The following is a 14,702-nucleotide window of genomic DNA, read 5'->3' as shown; positions in this document are numbered from 1 at the left end:
TCCCCTCACGCTCCGTCCACCCACATTCGCGGTCTGCCCTGGGCCGGAGCCTCGAGCGTGACGGCGACTCCCAGCGGTGTGCTCGGCGCGTCGGGGTCATGCCCGAAGCCCATCTCGCTGACGATCGGAATGCCCGCCTCGCCGAGGTAGTCCATGATCAATGCCTCGACCTCGGCTATCTCCGCGCAGTCCTGCCAGGAGCCCAGCACCACCGCGTCTGCCGAGTCGAACCAGCCGCCGCGGACCAGCTGCACGAGCAGATTGTCGAGACGGTAGAGCTCCTCGTCGACGTCCTCGAGCAGAAGGATCGAAGGTCCGCTGCGCTCACGCAGCTCACGCACCCCGGCCAGCTCCGGACTTCCCATCCCGGCCGCGACCAGACTGAGGTTTCCCCCGCCGAGGCGGCCCTTCGCAGTCCCCGGAACCAACGTTCGCGCGCGGCTGAGCGGGCGAGAATACGCCGCACCGTCCTCCGCGGCCAACCCGAGTTCACCGTCTCCCTCCGGGAACCCGAGTTCACGGCCGCCCCAGGGTTCGAACAGCCAGGTGGCCACCTCGGCGGGGACGACTGTGGAGTTCTTGAACGGATCGTTGCCGACCATCGGGCAGAACAGCGTCGCCACCGACAGGTGGTGGTCCCAGGCCTGGTGCAGGGCGGTGATGTCCGAGGACCCGGTGAGCAGCTTGGGCCGCCCATCCGGCCGCAGTGCGTGCTCGCGCATGAGATCGAAGTCGATGCCGTCCAGGAGGCGCATCGCCCCGAAACCGCCCCGCAGTGCGATGACCGCAGCGGCGTCCGGATCGCACCAGGCATCGATGAGGTCGGCTCGGCGCTGTTCGTCGGTTCCTGCCAGGTATTTCACGCGCGGGTGGCGAGCGCGAATGTTGTCGCCGACGACGACACGCAGCCCCCAGGATTCGAGCTGCGCAATCGCGCGCAGCAGGGACTCCTCATCGGTCGGGCTCGAGGGAGCGATGAGACGGACGCTGTCGCCGGCCTGCAGCGGCACCGTGTCAAGGTACGGACTGACGCTTGCGAGCGCAGTCGCAGCGCCCGAGGTGATTGTGGTGGAGCTATTCATGCGTGACCAGACTCTGACTTCCCAATCGGGGAACTGCGGCGAGGAGTTCCTGCGTGTATGCGTGCTGCGGGTTCGCCAGCACGGTGTCGACGTCACCGTATTCGACGATCTCGCCCTGCTTCATCACGGCCACGGTGTCGGCGATGTTCCACGCCAGTCCGAGGTCGTGGGTGATGATGAGGGCGCTCATGCCCAGGTTCTTCTTCAGGGCCAGGAACAGGGAAAGGATCTCCCCTCGCACCGAGGCGTCGAGGGAGGCGACCGGTTCATCGGCGATGAGCACCTGTGGGTCCAGAGCAAGTGCCCCGGCGATGACGACGCGTTGCCGCTGTCCGCCGGAGAGTTCCTGCGGGATCGATTCGAGATAGTCTGCGGCCGGTGTCAGCTCGGCCGCCTCGAGCGCCCCGATGACCCGGTGGTATTCGTTGTCGGTCAGCTTCTGCACGCGCAGTCCCTCAACCACCGCTTCGTAGACGCTGCGCTTCGGATTGAGTGAACCAGAGGGGTCCTGGAGGATCATCTGCACCTGGCGACGGAATGTGCGCAGGGCCTTCGCCTTCTTCGGCAGCGCCTTGCCCGCGAACTCCATCTGCGAGCCCGGATCCACCTCCTGCAGGCCAAGCAGTGATCTGGCCAGGGTCGTCTTCCCCGACCCTGACTGGCCGACGACGGCGAGGATCTCTGCCTTGTGCAGCGCCAGATTCACGTCGCGCACGGCCCGTTCCCTGCCCTGCCTGGTGTCGAAGGAGACGTTGAGGTTCTTGGCCTCGAGGACCACCTCATCGGTCATCGTGTACGGCTGGGCACGGCGCACCTCGGCGGGCTTGAGGGTGCGCGGATTCATCCGCGATTCGGCGTCACCGATCTGTGGGAACGCACCCGCCAGCTGCTTCGTGTAGTCCTCTTCCGGGTCCAGGCAGACTCGGTCGCTGGGACCGTATTCGACGAGCCTGCCGTGGCGCATGATCGCGAGGTTCTCACACACCGCGGAGAGCACGGCGAGGTCGTGACTGATCATGAGCAGGGAGATTCCGCGTTCGGCCACGAGCTTCGCCAGGCCCACGAGAATCTGCTTCTGCACAATGACGTCGAGGGCGGTGGTCGGTTCGTCGGCGACGATGATGTCGGGTTCGCAGGCCAGGGCCATGGCGATCATGATCCGCTGCTTCTGCCCACCGGAGAGCTCATGCGGATAGGCCACTGCCTTGCTCTTATCGAGATCGACCTCGTCGAGGAGTTCGAACATCCGATCCCGTCGCTTGGCGGGTGTGGTCCAGGTGCCCTTCGCATGATGTTCGAGGGCCTCGATGATCTGCCCGCCGACCTCACGGACCGGGTTGAGCGAGTGCAGGGCGCCTTGGAAGACGATCGAGGCCTGCGCCCAGCGCACCGCTCGGATCTCACCGAAGCTGAGGTCCTGAACGTCTTTCCCGCCGAGGCTGACCTGCCCGTCGATCTTCGCGGACTTGGGCAGCAGACGCAGCACCGACATGATCAGTGTGGACTTGCCCGAACCGGACTCCCCGGCAATGCCGAGAGTGGCTCCGGTGGGCAGGTCGAGGCTGATGTCGCTGACTGCGGGGACGTCGCCCCGGGCCGAGGCCGAGCGGTAGGTGATAGAGACCTTATCGAATCTGAGGTCGGTCATCAGCGACTCCTCAGGGCTGGGTTGATGATGGCTTCGAATGCGCGTCCGACCATAGTGAAGGCGAGCACCACGAGCAGGATCGCGATGCCGGGTGTGAGCACGTACCACCAGTAGCCGGAGGTCGCAGCGGAGATGTCCATCGAGTTCTTCAGAATCGTGCCCCACGACTCCTTGCTCGTATCCCCCAGCCCTAAGAAGGACAGGGTGGATTCGGCGATGATCGCACTGCCGACGGTCAGCGTCGTGTTCGCCAGCACCAGCGGCATCACCGCGGGCAGCATGTGCTTGAACAGAATGTGACGATGTCCGGCGCCGAGGATGCGCGCCCTTTCGATGTAGAGCCGGGACTCCACGCTCAAGGTCTGGGACCGCACGATGCGCGCAGTCGACGCCCACGAGGTGATTCCGATCGCGACGACGATCGTGAAGACGCCGCGTTCGAGGACGGAGGAGAGGACGATCGCCAGCAGCAGTGAGGGCAGGACGATGAAGAAGTCGATGATACGCATGACCACTGCGCCGAAGAGACCAGAGAAGTGGCCCGCTGCCAGCCCCATGACGGTGCCGATGACCATCGACATGACGGTCGCTGCGACGCCGACGAGGATGGATACGCGGGCTCCCCAGAGGATCCGGATCCAGAGTTCGCGGCCCAGGTTATCGGTACCCAACGGGTGGTCGAGGCTCGGCGGGGCGTAGCGGGGCACATCGAGCTGCTTCGTCACATCGAGCATGGAGGCGGGAGCGATGAGTGGGGCGAAGATCGCGATCAGGATGAAGAAGATGAGGAGGATCGCCCCGACCATCGCGGGAATGTCGGAGCGGAACAAGGACCAGTTCTTCTTGACGTTGTTCAGCCGGCGTTCGCGGACGAGTTTCGTCCCGTCGATGACGGAGGCGTTCACCTCGGCAGCGTTCACCTCGGCAGCGTTCGACTCGGAGGCACTTCCTGACGGAGTCGTCGGTAAGGAATTGCTCATCAGGCCCTCCTGACTCGTGGATCGAGGAACCGGTAGACGATGTCTGCCGCCAGGTTCATGAGAATGATGATGGCCGAGAACACGACGAAGGTGCCCTGCAGCAGCGGCAGGTCGGGCCCGCTGATCGCTTCGAATGTGAGCTTACCCAGGCCCGGCCAGGAGAACACGGCTTCGACGGTGACGGCACCGGCGATGAGCCCGCCGATGTGCATGAACACGACGGTGACCGTAGGCAGCAGAGCGTTGGGCACTGCGTGGTTCTTGCGCACTTCGTCCTCGGTCAGGCCCTTGGCGCGTGCTGTGGTCAGGTAGTCCTCGCTCATCTCTTCGATGAGCGAGGCGCGCATGACCATGAGGAACTGCGCGTAGACGACTGCCACCATGGTGATGACGGGCAGGATCAGATGCTTGACGACGTCGATGATGCCGGCGAAGGACCATGGGTCGAGTCCGGGCGTGATCATCCCGCCTGTGGGCAGCCATTGCAGGGTGCCGCCGAAGATCATGAGCAGGATGAGGCCCAGCCAGAAGGTGGGCACCGACCAGAACACGAGCGAGGTCGACGAGGCGATTTTGTCGAAGAGCGAGTTGCGGCGCCAGGCCGAGAGCTGACCCAGCCACAGGCCCAGGCCGATCGCGAGGACCGCGGCCGTGGCTGTGAGCAGAAGTGTCGGTCCCATATATTCGACGATGAGCGAGGCAACCGGTTTGCGGTAGACGTAGCTTTCGCCGAAGTCGCCGGTGAAGATGCCGACCAGGTAGTCCCAGAATTGGACGATCACCGGTTTGTCCAGGCCGTACTGACTGCGCAGCTCGGCGATCTGTGCCGGGCTCATGGGCCGTTCCTTGGCGATCTTGAGCACGGGGTCACCGGGCAGCATGCGGAATGCGAAGAAGCCGAGGACGATGACGAGGATCATCGAGGTCAGGGCACCGCCGAGTTTGCGCAGCAGGTAGCCCAGGAACGACCCGCCCTTCGGCGGTTCGTCCATGTCGCGAGCGACTTGGACGCCTGTGCCACCAGGGTCAGGACCACCCGGCGGGGTGGGGAGGTCATGCGTCGGTGTTGTCACTGGGAAACTCCTGGTCTCGCAGGGGGAAGCGTGTGATGTCGGCGAGCGCCGTGGTTACGACGCTCGCCGACGATGGTTCGCAGGTGGGGACTATTCGCGATCGTCGGACTTCTTGCGACGGCTGATCAGGAAGCCGCCTCCGCCGATGACCACGATGGCTGCCGCGGCGATGGAGATCCAGCCGCCGGCCCCCATGCCGCCGCCCTCACCGGACGTGTCGTCAGCGCTGGCGGGTTCCACCGAGGTGTATCCCCAGTAGCCGACCTGGTTGGCGATGATGCCGCCGTCGGTGGGCTGCTTGGTGAAACCGGTGAACCGGTCCGAGCGGTAGGCCTCGAGCTGATTCGGGTACCACAGCGTCACCGAGGGTGTGTCCTCGTAATGCTGGGCCAGAGCCTTGTGCACGAGGTCGACTCGCTTCTTCTCATCAAGCTCGGTGTGCTGGGCCTTGTAGAGCTTGTCGAAGGCCTTGCTGCAGTACCCGTCCTGGCTTGTCCCGCCGTTGCCGTCGGCGTCGGGGCGCTGGCCACAGGTGTTGAGGCCGAGTTGGTAATCGGGGTCCGGGTTGATCGACCATCCCGAGAAGTACATGTCGTAGTCGCCCTTGGTAGTGCGCTCCGACACGGTGTCAACATCGCTGGCTTCGTTCTTGAGCTTGATGCCGATGTCCTTCATCCACGGTTCGAGGAATTTCGCCGTGTTCTGTTCGACAGTGGCATCTGAGTCGGTGAGGAAACGCAGCTCGAGCTTCTTGCCGTCCTTCTTGCGGATGCCGTCGGAGCCTTCCTTCCAGCCAGCGTCGTCGAGCAGCTTCTTCGCCTTCTCAACGTCGAATCCGGAAACCACCGGATTGTCAGCGGGCAGTGCCCACTTCTCGTAGACCGAGGGGATGAAGCTTGTGGCCGGCTGAGCGTAGTCCTGCATGACCTGTTTGCGCAGAGTGTCAACGTCGATTCCGGCACGGATGGCCTGGCGGACCTTCTTGTCCTTCAGCGCCTTGTTGCCGGTTCCGAACTCGTTGTTCTTCGCATCTGCGACGCCCGGGTTGATGGAGATTCCCTGGAACCGGCGACCGTTGCCGACATTGGTCTCGACGTTGTCGGCGCCTTCGACGGCTTTGAACTGCTCAGGGGTCAGTCCGGTGATGAAGTCGACTTCGCCGGAGCGGATGGCCTGCACCTGAGCATCGGAGTTCGTGTAGTAGCGGTACTGGATCTCATCGATCTTGGGCTCACCGCGCCAGAAGTTCGGGTTGGCCTTGAGCGTGACGGACTTGTTCGCCTCGTAGCTCTCCAGCTGGAACGGTCCCGAGCCCACGGACTTCTTGTCGTTCTTGAACTTGCCGGGCTTGTCGACCTTCGACCAGATGTGTTCCGGCACGACCGGAATCTCCTGGCCGGGGTTGTTCGACTGCGGCTTCTTCAGTGTGATGACCACAGTCTGATCGTCTGGGGTCTCGACCTTGTCGAAGTTCTCGACGAGGCCCCCGTTGGCCACCGCCAGTTCGTCCTTCTTCATCATCTGGTTGTAGGTCCAGGCGACGTCCTTGGCCGTGAGCGGTTCTCCGTCGGACCACTTCATGTCGGGACGCATCTTGTACGTCCAGACCTTGCCCTTGGAGTCGGTGTCCCATTCGGTGGCGAGTCCCTCGGTGACCTGAGCGTCTTCGGCACTGTTGTTCACGAGATTCTCGTACATGTACCGGAACGTGTTCGTCGGCAGCAGGTAGAAGGAGGTGAACGGGTTGAACGAATCGATGAAGCCATCTGTCGCGATCCGCAGAACCTTGGCGCCATCAGCAGCGTCAGTGGCTTCCGTGGTCTCTGCTTGGGCAGGGGATGTGGCAAGAGAGCCGACCAGCGCCATTGCCGCGAGGCCGGCAAGGCCTGTTACCAGCCGCTTGCGCAGCTTGTATTGAGCGAACATCATTGTCCTTTGTCTCGATCTGGAGATTCAGTTATCGGTCGTTGCAGGTGAGAGACTGCTCACACTTCATCTTAAGTTCTCGGGAACTCAATTCGGAGCAAGCGCGCCCTGTCGTTTCGCGCCATTCTCACCCGCTTTCGGCACTTCGGTGATCAACGGCTGAAGCCGGGTCTCCCCTGCCTGGGCGAGGACCTCGGCGAGGCTCTGGCCGCGCCGGATGAGCGAGAATTCAACGCCTTGTTCACTGCCCCCGTCGCTGTCCCTCTCGCCGAGGTGGCTGTGGACGTCCCCGTCGCCCGTGCTTGCGCCCACCCGGTACCCGAATACCGGCACCTGCGGCAGCAGGTTGTAGGAGAACGGGTTGGAGAAGTAGTAGGCACCGGTGTCGGGCACGGCCACGATGTCACCGGCGTCGAGGCGCGGCAGCATGCGCTCGCGGGCCAGCAGGTCACCGGCAAAGCAGGCGGGGCCTGCGACATCGGTGGGGACCGCCTCGGCGGATTTGGGATTGCCGTCCGGGGTGAAGGGGAGGACACGCAGCGGCCAGTCGGCGGGGGCATAGGCCGTGCGGGTGGCGACCTGGACGCCGGCGTGGGTCATCGCGATGTGCCGGCCACCAGTGGTCTTCGCGTATTCGACGTGAGTGAGGATGGTGCCGGCCTTGGCCAGCAGTGCACGCCCGAATTCGGTGATGATGTCGAAGTCGAACAGGTCCGGAACCTGCTCCTCGAGCACGGCTCGGTATTCGGCGAATGTCGGCGTGATGTCCTCGCCGGCGAAGTTCACGGGCAACCCCCCGCCGATGTCGATGCGGGTGATCTGACGCTCCCGTCCGTGGACCTGGGCGGCGCGAGCGTTGACCTCCTTCGCCAACTCGACGACGACGTCGATGCCTGCCGCCGCCTGGTCGAGGCCGATGCCCTGAGAGCCCGAGTGGACGTGGATCTGGGTGAGCCAGGGACGTGCCAGGTAGGCCTCGATGAGTGCTTCGCGGGCGCCCGGGTCGGCCAGTCCGATGCCGAACTTCGAGGTCTGTGTGGCGGTGGACAGGGCACCGATTGTGCCCGTGCCCAACTGCGGATTGATCCGGACCCCTACCCTCGCCAAGGTGGCGACGGAGTCGGACGCCTGCGCCGAGGTGGCCTGCCCATCGAAGATCGCGTCGAGTCGCTCGAGTTCTTCGAAATTGTCGATGTTCATCGACACACCGAGTGAGACGGCGCGCTTGAGCTCGGTCATCGTCTTCGCCGGGGAGTCGAAGACGATGGTCTCCGGCGTGAAGCCTGCGGCCAGTGCGAGTTCGAGTTCACCTGGACTGGCGACTTCACAGCCCGCACCCGCCTCCACATAGAAACGCAGAAGGGGCTGGAGCGGCACGGCCTTGCAGGCCACCGCGTGGAGGATCTCGGACCGGCCGGCGAACACAGAGGACAGACGCCGGTATGCCGTTTCGATCTGGTCGAGGTCGATGAGCCCGATCACCGGAGTCGCATCGTCAAGCTGCGGGACGCGGCCTTCCGTGCTGTTCGCGATTGCCTTGATCGCTCGATTACGGATGATCTGAACCGATGGCCCCGACTGGTTGCTGTGCATGCTGTCCTTCGTTCGTGGTGTGCTGTCACCATAGAACGTGAGGACCAGGACGAACGGACAATAATCTGCCAAACTTCGGTGTTACCTCTTGTGAGAAGCGCACAGTGCTGGAAGCCTCTACATCGAATCAGCGTCGGAACTGCTCCGCGTCAGCCCTGCTCCCGGTCGAAGACGAGCACCGCGAGCTCCAGCCACAGCCGTCCGGCACGCTCTGCCGTCGACAGCCCTGTGATCTCCTCGATCCGGTTGAGACGATGCCGCAGGGAATTCGTGTGCACATGCAGACGACGGGATGCCTCGGCGGAATTGCCGACGGTCGCGAAGTACACACGCAGGGTCTCGAGCAGCTGCCCTTGATGCCTCGCATCGTGGGCGGCCAGCAGCCGCGCAGGCTCGGTGATGCGAGGCCCCACCGAGAGCAGGGCGTCGGCGGCTTCGAGCCCGACAAGTTCAGCGGCGACGTCCGCGGCTGTCGCCCCGCGCACCAGATCCGTCTCCGAGACAGAAGCAGAACCCTCGAGGGTGGAGTTGTCGCTCTTGGTCCCTGCAGCCAGCAGCGCGTCGACGACGTACACGGCTTCGGTCCATGACCGGTGCACATAGTCGAGGCGCTCAACCGAGGCGCCCACTCCGAAGTGAAGCGGCTCGGTCTGAGACAGGGACCGGCGCAGGGCCGAGACGACGTGCTCCTTGATCTCGACTGCCGTCATGCCAGCGCTCATGTGCACGAGTACGGCCAGGTGTCCGTCGGTTCCGACGTGTGCGAGCACGGCATCGGCGAAGGCGGCCCGCAGATGAAATCTCAGCACGGGCTCCTTCTCAGGTGCCACCTCGGCGAAGGCCAGGGTTGCATAATGCCCGGAGAAGGGCAGAGCGAGCAGGGTCGCGGCCGGCCCCAAGTCCGGTGATCCGCCGAGGATCGTGGCGAGGGCCTCCCGACGGATCCGCTTCTCGAATGGGGAGCGTCGCAGGGTCCGCAGCATCACGGGGATCGCCGCGCGGGCAGCGTCACGCAGGACCTCGCGCAGCGACGCGGGATCCACCGCATCCGGGTAGGCGGCCCAGATCGTACCGAGCAGCTCGCCCTCGCTGCGCAGCGCGATCACCGAACGGGCAGGAGTGGCCCCCGCGGCTGGCCTCTCGACGACATCGGTCGAACGGCGCACCACGTCGAGGAACCCGGACTCCTCAAGCTCGGCGATGCGCCACTCGGGGATTGCACCGGAAAGGATCGTCTCGCGTCGAATGTCATCGATCTCATCGCCGAGATTGGAGTGCGCAAGCACTCGTGAGGCCGGGTCTTCGATCGTGATCGACGCCCCCGTCAGCTCCGCAATGACCGCGGCCAGGGCGCTGAGATCATCGACGTCGGGCCAGGCCAGAGCACTGGAGGCACCTTCGTTGAGCTGCCGCAGGTGCACCAGCACCTCGGACCAGGTCACGCCCGTGGACCGTTCCAGCAGAATCGGCGAGGTTGTTGTGTCTGTCCGCTCGCCGAGGTGGATGTGAGTTCCAGGTGGCACGATGAGTACCGCGGCTCCATGCAATCGTGCGCGGATCGCGTTGAGTCCGGCCGCACCGTCCACGGCTTCGGTGACGAGGATGACGGCTCCTCCCAGACCGGCTTCCGAGGTCCGAAGATCGAGGTCGAACTCGATCCGAGTCACCTCGACGTCGGTTTCGGCTTGAGTCAGGGGAAGCAGAAAGCCCGCAGTCTCACGCAACAGGCGGGAGACGCGCAGGGCATTCGTTTCACTCATGTACCCACTGTAGTCAACAGTGCACCCGCACACGGCGTGACCCGAGCAGCTGTCGAATCTGTGACCCGACCATCTGCTGAATCTGCTCGGGCTTCAGACATTCCGCAGTTCGACGGGGATCGATCGCCACCACCAGCCGCTCGTCGGATCGTTTTCGCCGTGCCTGTTCAGGTACGTCTCCAGCTTCTGTCTCGTGTCATGGTTTCCGTACTGCACTTCGATGATCGCGCCTGAACACCGGCTGGTCGCAGATGCGTAGGAATCATCGAAGATGGGAAAGTCTGCGACCGCGTCCTCGACGACGCTTTGGGCGGGGACCTCTTCACAGCCGGCGTGTGAGGGCACGTTGTCGTAGAGGACATCTTGTCCGAGGTCGGACCGGATGAAGAGGACTGCGCCGAAGACCAGCACAAGGCAACCGGCGCCTGCGGAGATGAGGCCCCACAGCACCGTTCGGTGTTTCCTGCTCGCCATCATCTTTGTCATTCCGGTACGTAGAATTTGTACTGGATGGCGCGGACGACGACCTGTGCCAGATTCTTCGCACCCAACTTGATGCGCAGGTTCCTGGCGTGGGACTTCACCGTGTAGATGGTGAGGACCTGTTGCTCCGCGATCTCCGCATAGTCCAGACCCTCACAGATCTGTGTGAGCAGGAGCTTCTCGCTCCGAGTCAGCTCGGGCACCGCGTCATGAACGTCCGTGGTGATATCACCGCTGATCATGATGTCCTCTGCCAAGGAACGCAGCAGGGCTGGGGACTCCCCCGCAGCTGCTGACCGGGCGACGCCGACGAGCTCGACATCGGTCGCGGACTTATTCACCGCCGCTATCGCCCCGGCCTCGAGTGCACGTGTGATGCCCGGCCCGGGCGAGACCGTAGTGAGCAGAACGATCCGAGCTTCTGGGTCGAGCGACCTGATCTCCTTGGTCGCATCGACTCCGCTCATCCCGGGATGCATGTTGACGTCCATGAGGACAAGGTCCGGACGATGACGGTCGAATGCTTCGACAGCGTCGTCACCGGAGTGCTGAGGTTCGAGAACTGTGAACCCGCCGTCATCGACGAGCGCTGCCGCCACTGCTCTCGTCGTCCACGAATCGTCGTCGACGATGAGCACGGTGATGAGCTCGTCTGCCGGTGGGTCGTCGACCTCCGGGACCCCCGATTCGCTCATGTTCTCTCGCTCGTCGCCGTCGGTTGAGCACGGTGGGCGTTCGTTTCGCGAGGCGGTGTGGATGGCGACGCCGAGGTGAAATCGTCGCGCGCGCAGACCGCGTCGACCTCGTCGCCATCGGCCGAGGCGTTGAATCTCAGTGGCTGGGTGACTTCGACGACGACGCGTCCCTGATGATCGGACCCTGTCGTGCAGGTTCCGCCCAGTGCATGAGCGCGACGACTGAGAGAACGGGGCGAGTGTGACAGCAATGCCGCCGCCTCATTCTCGGTGCGGAAACGCAGAACGGCCGCCTCAGTGTCACCACGTTCCCCGGTCACGTCACGCTCAACTGAAACGGTCAGACTCGACTTGGTCTCAGGCAGGGCGTGCCTGATGACGTTCGTCGCCAGCTCGCGCATGATCGCGGTGAAGTGTGCTCCCAGAACCGGGGAGGCGTATCGGGGCAAGTTGCCGACGTTGAGCGTCAGCGCCACGCCTCCGGCTGCGCATCCGTTCTCAATGGCAGCGGCCAGCGCCTTCGCCTCTGCCTGCAGGCGGACCCTGGGGCGTCGATCATCTCCGTCGCTGAGTTGAGCGACGAGACGACGCAGACGCTTCGACGCTTCCGCGTTGACAAGGGAGAGCTCCGCGAGCTGCCGATTGGCGTCGAGATCCTGCGACCCCCTAGCCAGGGCTTTGATGATCGCGCCCTCTGTTGCGAGTGAATTCGAGATCGTGTCGTGCATGTCGCTGGTGAACCGTGCACGCAAGGAATCCACCGCCTGCTGGTGCTCCACGGCGGCGCGCTCCCGGCGACCGATCTCGCGTTGGATCCTCAGCTCGACGAGGCCTGCGGCCAAACCGAGCAGGGAATAGGTGAGCCAGCCGAATCCGAGATCGACGAATCCCTCAATCCCACCGTCGTAGGCTCCCAGCTCGGTGCAGGTGATGAGATAAATGACCAGCCCCGCTGTGCCGATGGCAGAACCGACCCATCGCCGGTGGCTGAGCAGCACTGCCGTGGCGAAGATGAGCGCCTCGGGGAACATGTTCTCCAGGTCGGGATAGGCCACGACGAACACGAGACTCAGCCCGGTCGAGACGAACACCGTCGCCAAGGGGAGGAATGGGGAGATGATGATCAGAGCATAGGCGCAGATGAGAAGGGTCATGTAGCGGGGTTCAGCGATTTCGAATGACCCCGGAATCAGCACTGTCAGCCCCAAGATGAGGGCGAGAAGTCGGATCGGGAAGTCCACGAAGCGCGGCCCACGGAGTAATTGCCACAATCGGGCGGTTCCGCTCCTGTTGCCGTCGTCTAACGCTGATGTCATGGAGCCTATTGTGCTATACCTGCAATCCTGCCGCCTTCGAAGAATCTCATACTTACGTGCGATGTCCTTTCACTGTGAACGCGATAGCGTTGTAAATGCACTCCCCACAGCATGCCCCTCGTGAATGACCCGGACCATCCCCGATGGAGCTGGTGACATCACCATATTCCCCAGAGAACTGATGTCACCGGTCCATCCCCCGTGGAACTGGCCCTGTTCGGGCTATATAGACGCACAGCTCGTTGATGCCGATGAGGAAGACTCCGGAGCCGAGCAGAACGGCCCCTGGCACTGTTATGGCGGTGAACAGCAGGATGATTCCAGCAATGAAGAGCGGGTAGCTCAAGCCGGTGAGAAGCAAGGAACGGCGAGCCTCCTCGCGCACCTCACTCACCTCGCGTCTTGTGCTGATCGACTCCGATGTTTGTCCCTGTGGACAAGATTGCGCTCCTGACATTTTTGGTCCACATCCTTCTGCCTCAGAGATGGGCACCGAACTTTTTCGAGGCCACGACAGTTGAACGGCGGCGTATCGACCTCACAACAGGTCGACACGCCGCCATCACAACTCACAGACGTGACCCCGACAGGCGGGGCCGTCCTCGCATCAGCCGACCGAAGCGGCGATTGCCTCGTCGATGACGTCGAAGGCGTCGTTCAGCAGTTCATCGGAGATCGTCAGCGGGGGCAGGAAGCGCAGGATATTGCCGAAGGTTCCCGTGGTGAGCACGAGGACCCCGTTCTTTGCACAGTGGTCGGCGATCTTCTTGACCAGGTCAGGGTTCGGGTCGATCGAGTCGTGCTGAACGAACTCGGCAGCGATCATGGCGCCGCGGCCGCGAACGTCGCCGACCTCCGGGTACTTGCCCTGCAGCTTGGTGAGACGATCGGTGACGATCTCACCGATGTGGGCTGCGTTGTCGACCAGACCGTCTTCCTCATAGGAGGCGATGGCGCCGAGTGCCGCCGCACAGGCAACTGGGTTGCCGCCGTAGGTACCGCCGAGGCGACCCGGTCCGACCGAGTCCATGATCTCTGCGCGACCGGTCACGGCCGAGAGAGGCAGACCGCCGGCGATGCCCTTGGCAGTGGTGATGAGGTCGGGGACGATGCCTTCCCATTCGGAGGCGAACATCTTGCCGGTACGAGCGAAGCCAGCCTGGACTTCGTCAGCAACGAAGACGATGCCCTTCTCCTTGGCGAATTCTGTCAGCGCGGGCAGGAAGCCCTCTGCTGGAACGATGAAGCCGCCCTCACCCTGGATGGGTTCGATGACGATCGCGGCGACGTGCTCGGCGCCGATCTGCTTCTCGATCATGGTGATGACGCGTTTGGCCGCATCCTCGCCGCTGACCTTGGTACCGGCCGCATCGTTGTCGCGGAACGGGTAGGACATGGGGGCGCGGTAGACTTCGCCGGCGAAGGGGCCGAACCCAGCCTTGTAGGGGCTGGCCTTCGCAGTCATCGACATGGTCAGGTTGGTGCGGCCATGGTAGGCGTGGTCGAAGACGACGACAGCGTCGCGACCGGTGTGGACACGGGCGATCTTGACAGCATTCTCGACAGCCTCGGCGCCGGAGTTGAGCAGGATTGAGCGCTTCTCGTGATCACCCGGGGTCAGACGGTTGAGTGCCTCGGCGACCTCGACGTAGCCCTCATACGGGTTGACCATGAAGCAGGTGTGGGTGAAGGACTCGAGCTGCTCGGCGGCGGCCTTGACGACCCGAGGATTCGAGTTTCCTGCGGTCGTCACGGCGATACCGGCTCCGAGGTCGATGATCTGGTTGCCATCGACGTCCTTGAGGATTCCACCGCCGGCGGCCACCACATAGGCGGGCAGGCTGGAACCGACTCCAGGGGCCACTGCCGATTTGCGGCGAGCCTCGAGTTCACGGGACTTCGGCCCGGGGATCTCGGTCACGATCTTACGTTCCTGCGGCAGAGCTTCTCCGCCAGTTTCCAAAGCTGTCATAACGGGAACAATAGAGCCTCACGACGGTACTTGTCACTTACCGTCCGCAGGCTGAACAGATCGCGTCCATCACAGAAGCAGGCAATGCGAAATTCGTTGCTCTCAGTGCTGCTCAGAAAGCGTGCCAAATGCGCTCACGGACCGTTTCATACCGCCGCAGAGGACCACCGTGGG

At 63.5% G+C, this 14,702-nt stretch carries 12 protein-coding genes; all 12 read right to left on the bottom strand.

The annotated features are described in order from the left end of the window. Positions 1-5 precede the first annotated feature (5 nt). Positions 6-1,082: a S66 peptidase family protein gene (locus tag INT29_RS07025; RefSeq protein WP_193071209.1), complete on the bottom strand. Its 1,077-nt coding sequence runs from the start codon at positions 1,080-1,082 to the stop codon at positions 6-8. Beyond that, positions 1,075-2,730: an ATP-binding cassette domain-containing protein gene (locus INT29_RS07020; protein WP_193071208.1), complete on the bottom strand. Its 1,656-nt coding sequence runs from the start codon at positions 2,728-2,730 to the stop codon at positions 1,075-1,077. Before INT29_RS07020 ends, INT29_RS07025 begins: the two co-directional genes overlap by 8 nt. Then, positions 2,730-3,710, bottom strand: coding sequence for an ABC transporter permease (locus INT29_RS07015; RefSeq protein ID WP_226841703.1), 981 nt, complete (start codon positions 3,708-3,710; stop codon positions 2,730-2,732). Before INT29_RS07015 ends, INT29_RS07020 begins: the two co-directional genes overlap by 1 nt. After that, entirely contained in the window at positions 3,710-4,783 is a 1,074-nt protein-coding gene (locus tag INT29_RS07010; protein WP_219618909.1) for an ABC transporter permease, read from the bottom strand. Before INT29_RS07010 ends, INT29_RS07015 begins: the two co-directional genes overlap by 1 nt. 90 nt (positions 4,784-4,873) lie before the next feature. Then, entirely contained in the window at positions 4,874-6,709 is a 1,836-nt protein-coding gene (locus tag INT29_RS07005; protein WP_193071207.1) for an ABC transporter substrate-binding protein, read from the bottom strand. A gap of 87 nt (positions 6,710-6,796) precedes the next feature. Next, positions 6,797-8,302 carry a diaminopimelate decarboxylase gene (locus INT29_RS07000; RefSeq protein ID WP_193071206.1) on the bottom strand — a complete coding sequence of 502 codons (1,506 nt, stop codon included), beginning with the start codon at positions 8,300-8,302 and terminating at the stop codon, positions 6,797-6,799. Between the two features lie 149 nt (positions 8,303-8,451). Then, complete coding sequence (locus INT29_RS06995) at positions 8,452-10,062, bottom strand: PucR family transcriptional regulator (protein ID WP_193071205.1); 1,611 nt, start codon at positions 10,060-10,062, stop codon at positions 8,452-8,454. A 93-nt stretch (positions 10,063-10,155) separates the two neighbouring features. Then, positions 10,156-10,536, bottom strand: coding sequence for a hypothetical protein (locus INT29_RS06990; RefSeq protein WP_193071204.1), 381 nt, complete (start codon positions 10,534-10,536; stop codon positions 10,156-10,158). An 8-nt stretch (positions 10,537-10,544) separates the two neighbouring features. Beyond that, positions 10,545-11,240: a response regulator transcription factor gene (locus tag INT29_RS06985; protein ID WP_193071203.1), complete on the bottom strand. Its 696-nt coding sequence runs from the start codon at positions 11,238-11,240 to the stop codon at positions 10,545-10,547. After that, positions 11,237-12,556: a sensor histidine kinase gene (locus tag INT29_RS06980; RefSeq protein ID WP_193071202.1), complete on the bottom strand. Its 1,320-nt coding sequence runs from the start codon at positions 12,554-12,556 to the stop codon at positions 11,237-11,239. The genes INT29_RS06985 and INT29_RS06980 overlap by 4 nt, the downstream gene beginning before the upstream one ends. A gap of 184 nt (positions 12,557-12,740) precedes the next feature. Further along, positions 12,741-12,941: a hypothetical protein gene (locus INT29_RS06975; RefSeq protein ID WP_101573901.1), complete on the bottom strand. Its 201-nt coding sequence runs from the start codon at positions 12,939-12,941 to the stop codon at positions 12,741-12,743. Between the two features lie 222 nt (positions 12,942-13,163). Next, positions 13,164-14,528, bottom strand: a complete 1,365-nt coding sequence (gene gabT, locus INT29_RS06970; RefSeq protein WP_101573899.1) for a 4-aminobutyrate--2-oxoglutarate transaminase — start codon at positions 14,526-14,528, stop codon at positions 13,164-13,166. Positions 14,529-14,702: the final 174 nt, after the last annotated feature.

This window comes from Brevibacterium sp. FME37 (genome assembly GCF_014897485.1).
In the GTDB taxonomy this organism is placed as follows: Bacteria; Actinomycetota; Actinomycetes; order Actinomycetales; family Brevibacteriaceae; genus Brevibacterium.
Note: the sequence above shows the minus strand (reverse complement) of the source record. Positions and strands in the feature narration are given on the sequence as shown.

What these genes read in the sequence shown, in the direction of transcription:
- INT29_RS07025 (WP_193071209.1), bottom strand. Translation starts at nt 1,082, where the DNA reads ATGAATAGCTCCACCACAATCACCTCGGGCGCTGCGACTGCGCTCGCA.
- INT29_RS07020 (WP_193071208.1), bottom strand. Translation starts at nt 2,730, where the DNA reads ATGACCGACCTCAGATTCGATAAGGTCTCTATCACCTACCGCTCGGCC.
- INT29_RS07015 (WP_226841703.1), bottom strand. Translation starts at nt 3,710, where the DNA reads ATGAGCAATTCCTTACCGACGACTCCGTCAGGAAGTGCCTCCGAGTCG.
- INT29_RS07005 (WP_193071207.1), bottom strand. Translation starts at nt 6,709, where the DNA reads ATGTTCGCTCAATACAAGCTGCGCAAGCGGCTGGTAACAGGCCTTGCC.
- INT29_RS07000 (WP_193071206.1), bottom strand. Translation starts at nt 8,302, where the DNA reads ATGCACAGCAACCAGTCGGGGCCATCGGTTCAGATCATCCGTAATCGA.
- INT29_RS06995 (WP_193071205.1), bottom strand. Translation starts at nt 10,062, where the DNA reads ATGAGTGAAACGAATGCCCTGCGCGTCTCCCGCCTGTTGCGTGAGACT.
- INT29_RS06990 (WP_193071204.1), bottom strand. Translation starts at nt 10,536, where the DNA reads ATGGCGAGCAGGAAACACCGAACGGTGCTGTGGGGCCTCATCTCCGCA.
- INT29_RS06985 (WP_193071203.1), bottom strand. Translation starts at nt 11,240, where the DNA reads ATGAGCGAATCGGGGGTCCCGGAGGTCGACGACCCACCGGCAGACGAG.
- INT29_RS06980 (WP_193071202.1), bottom strand. Translation starts at nt 12,556, where the DNA reads ATGACATCAGCGTTAGACGACGGCAACAGGAGCGGAACCGCCCGATTG.
- gabT (WP_101573899.1), bottom strand. Translation starts at nt 14,528, where the DNA reads ATGACAGCTTTGGAAACTGGCGGAGAAGCTCTGCCGCAGGAACGTAAG.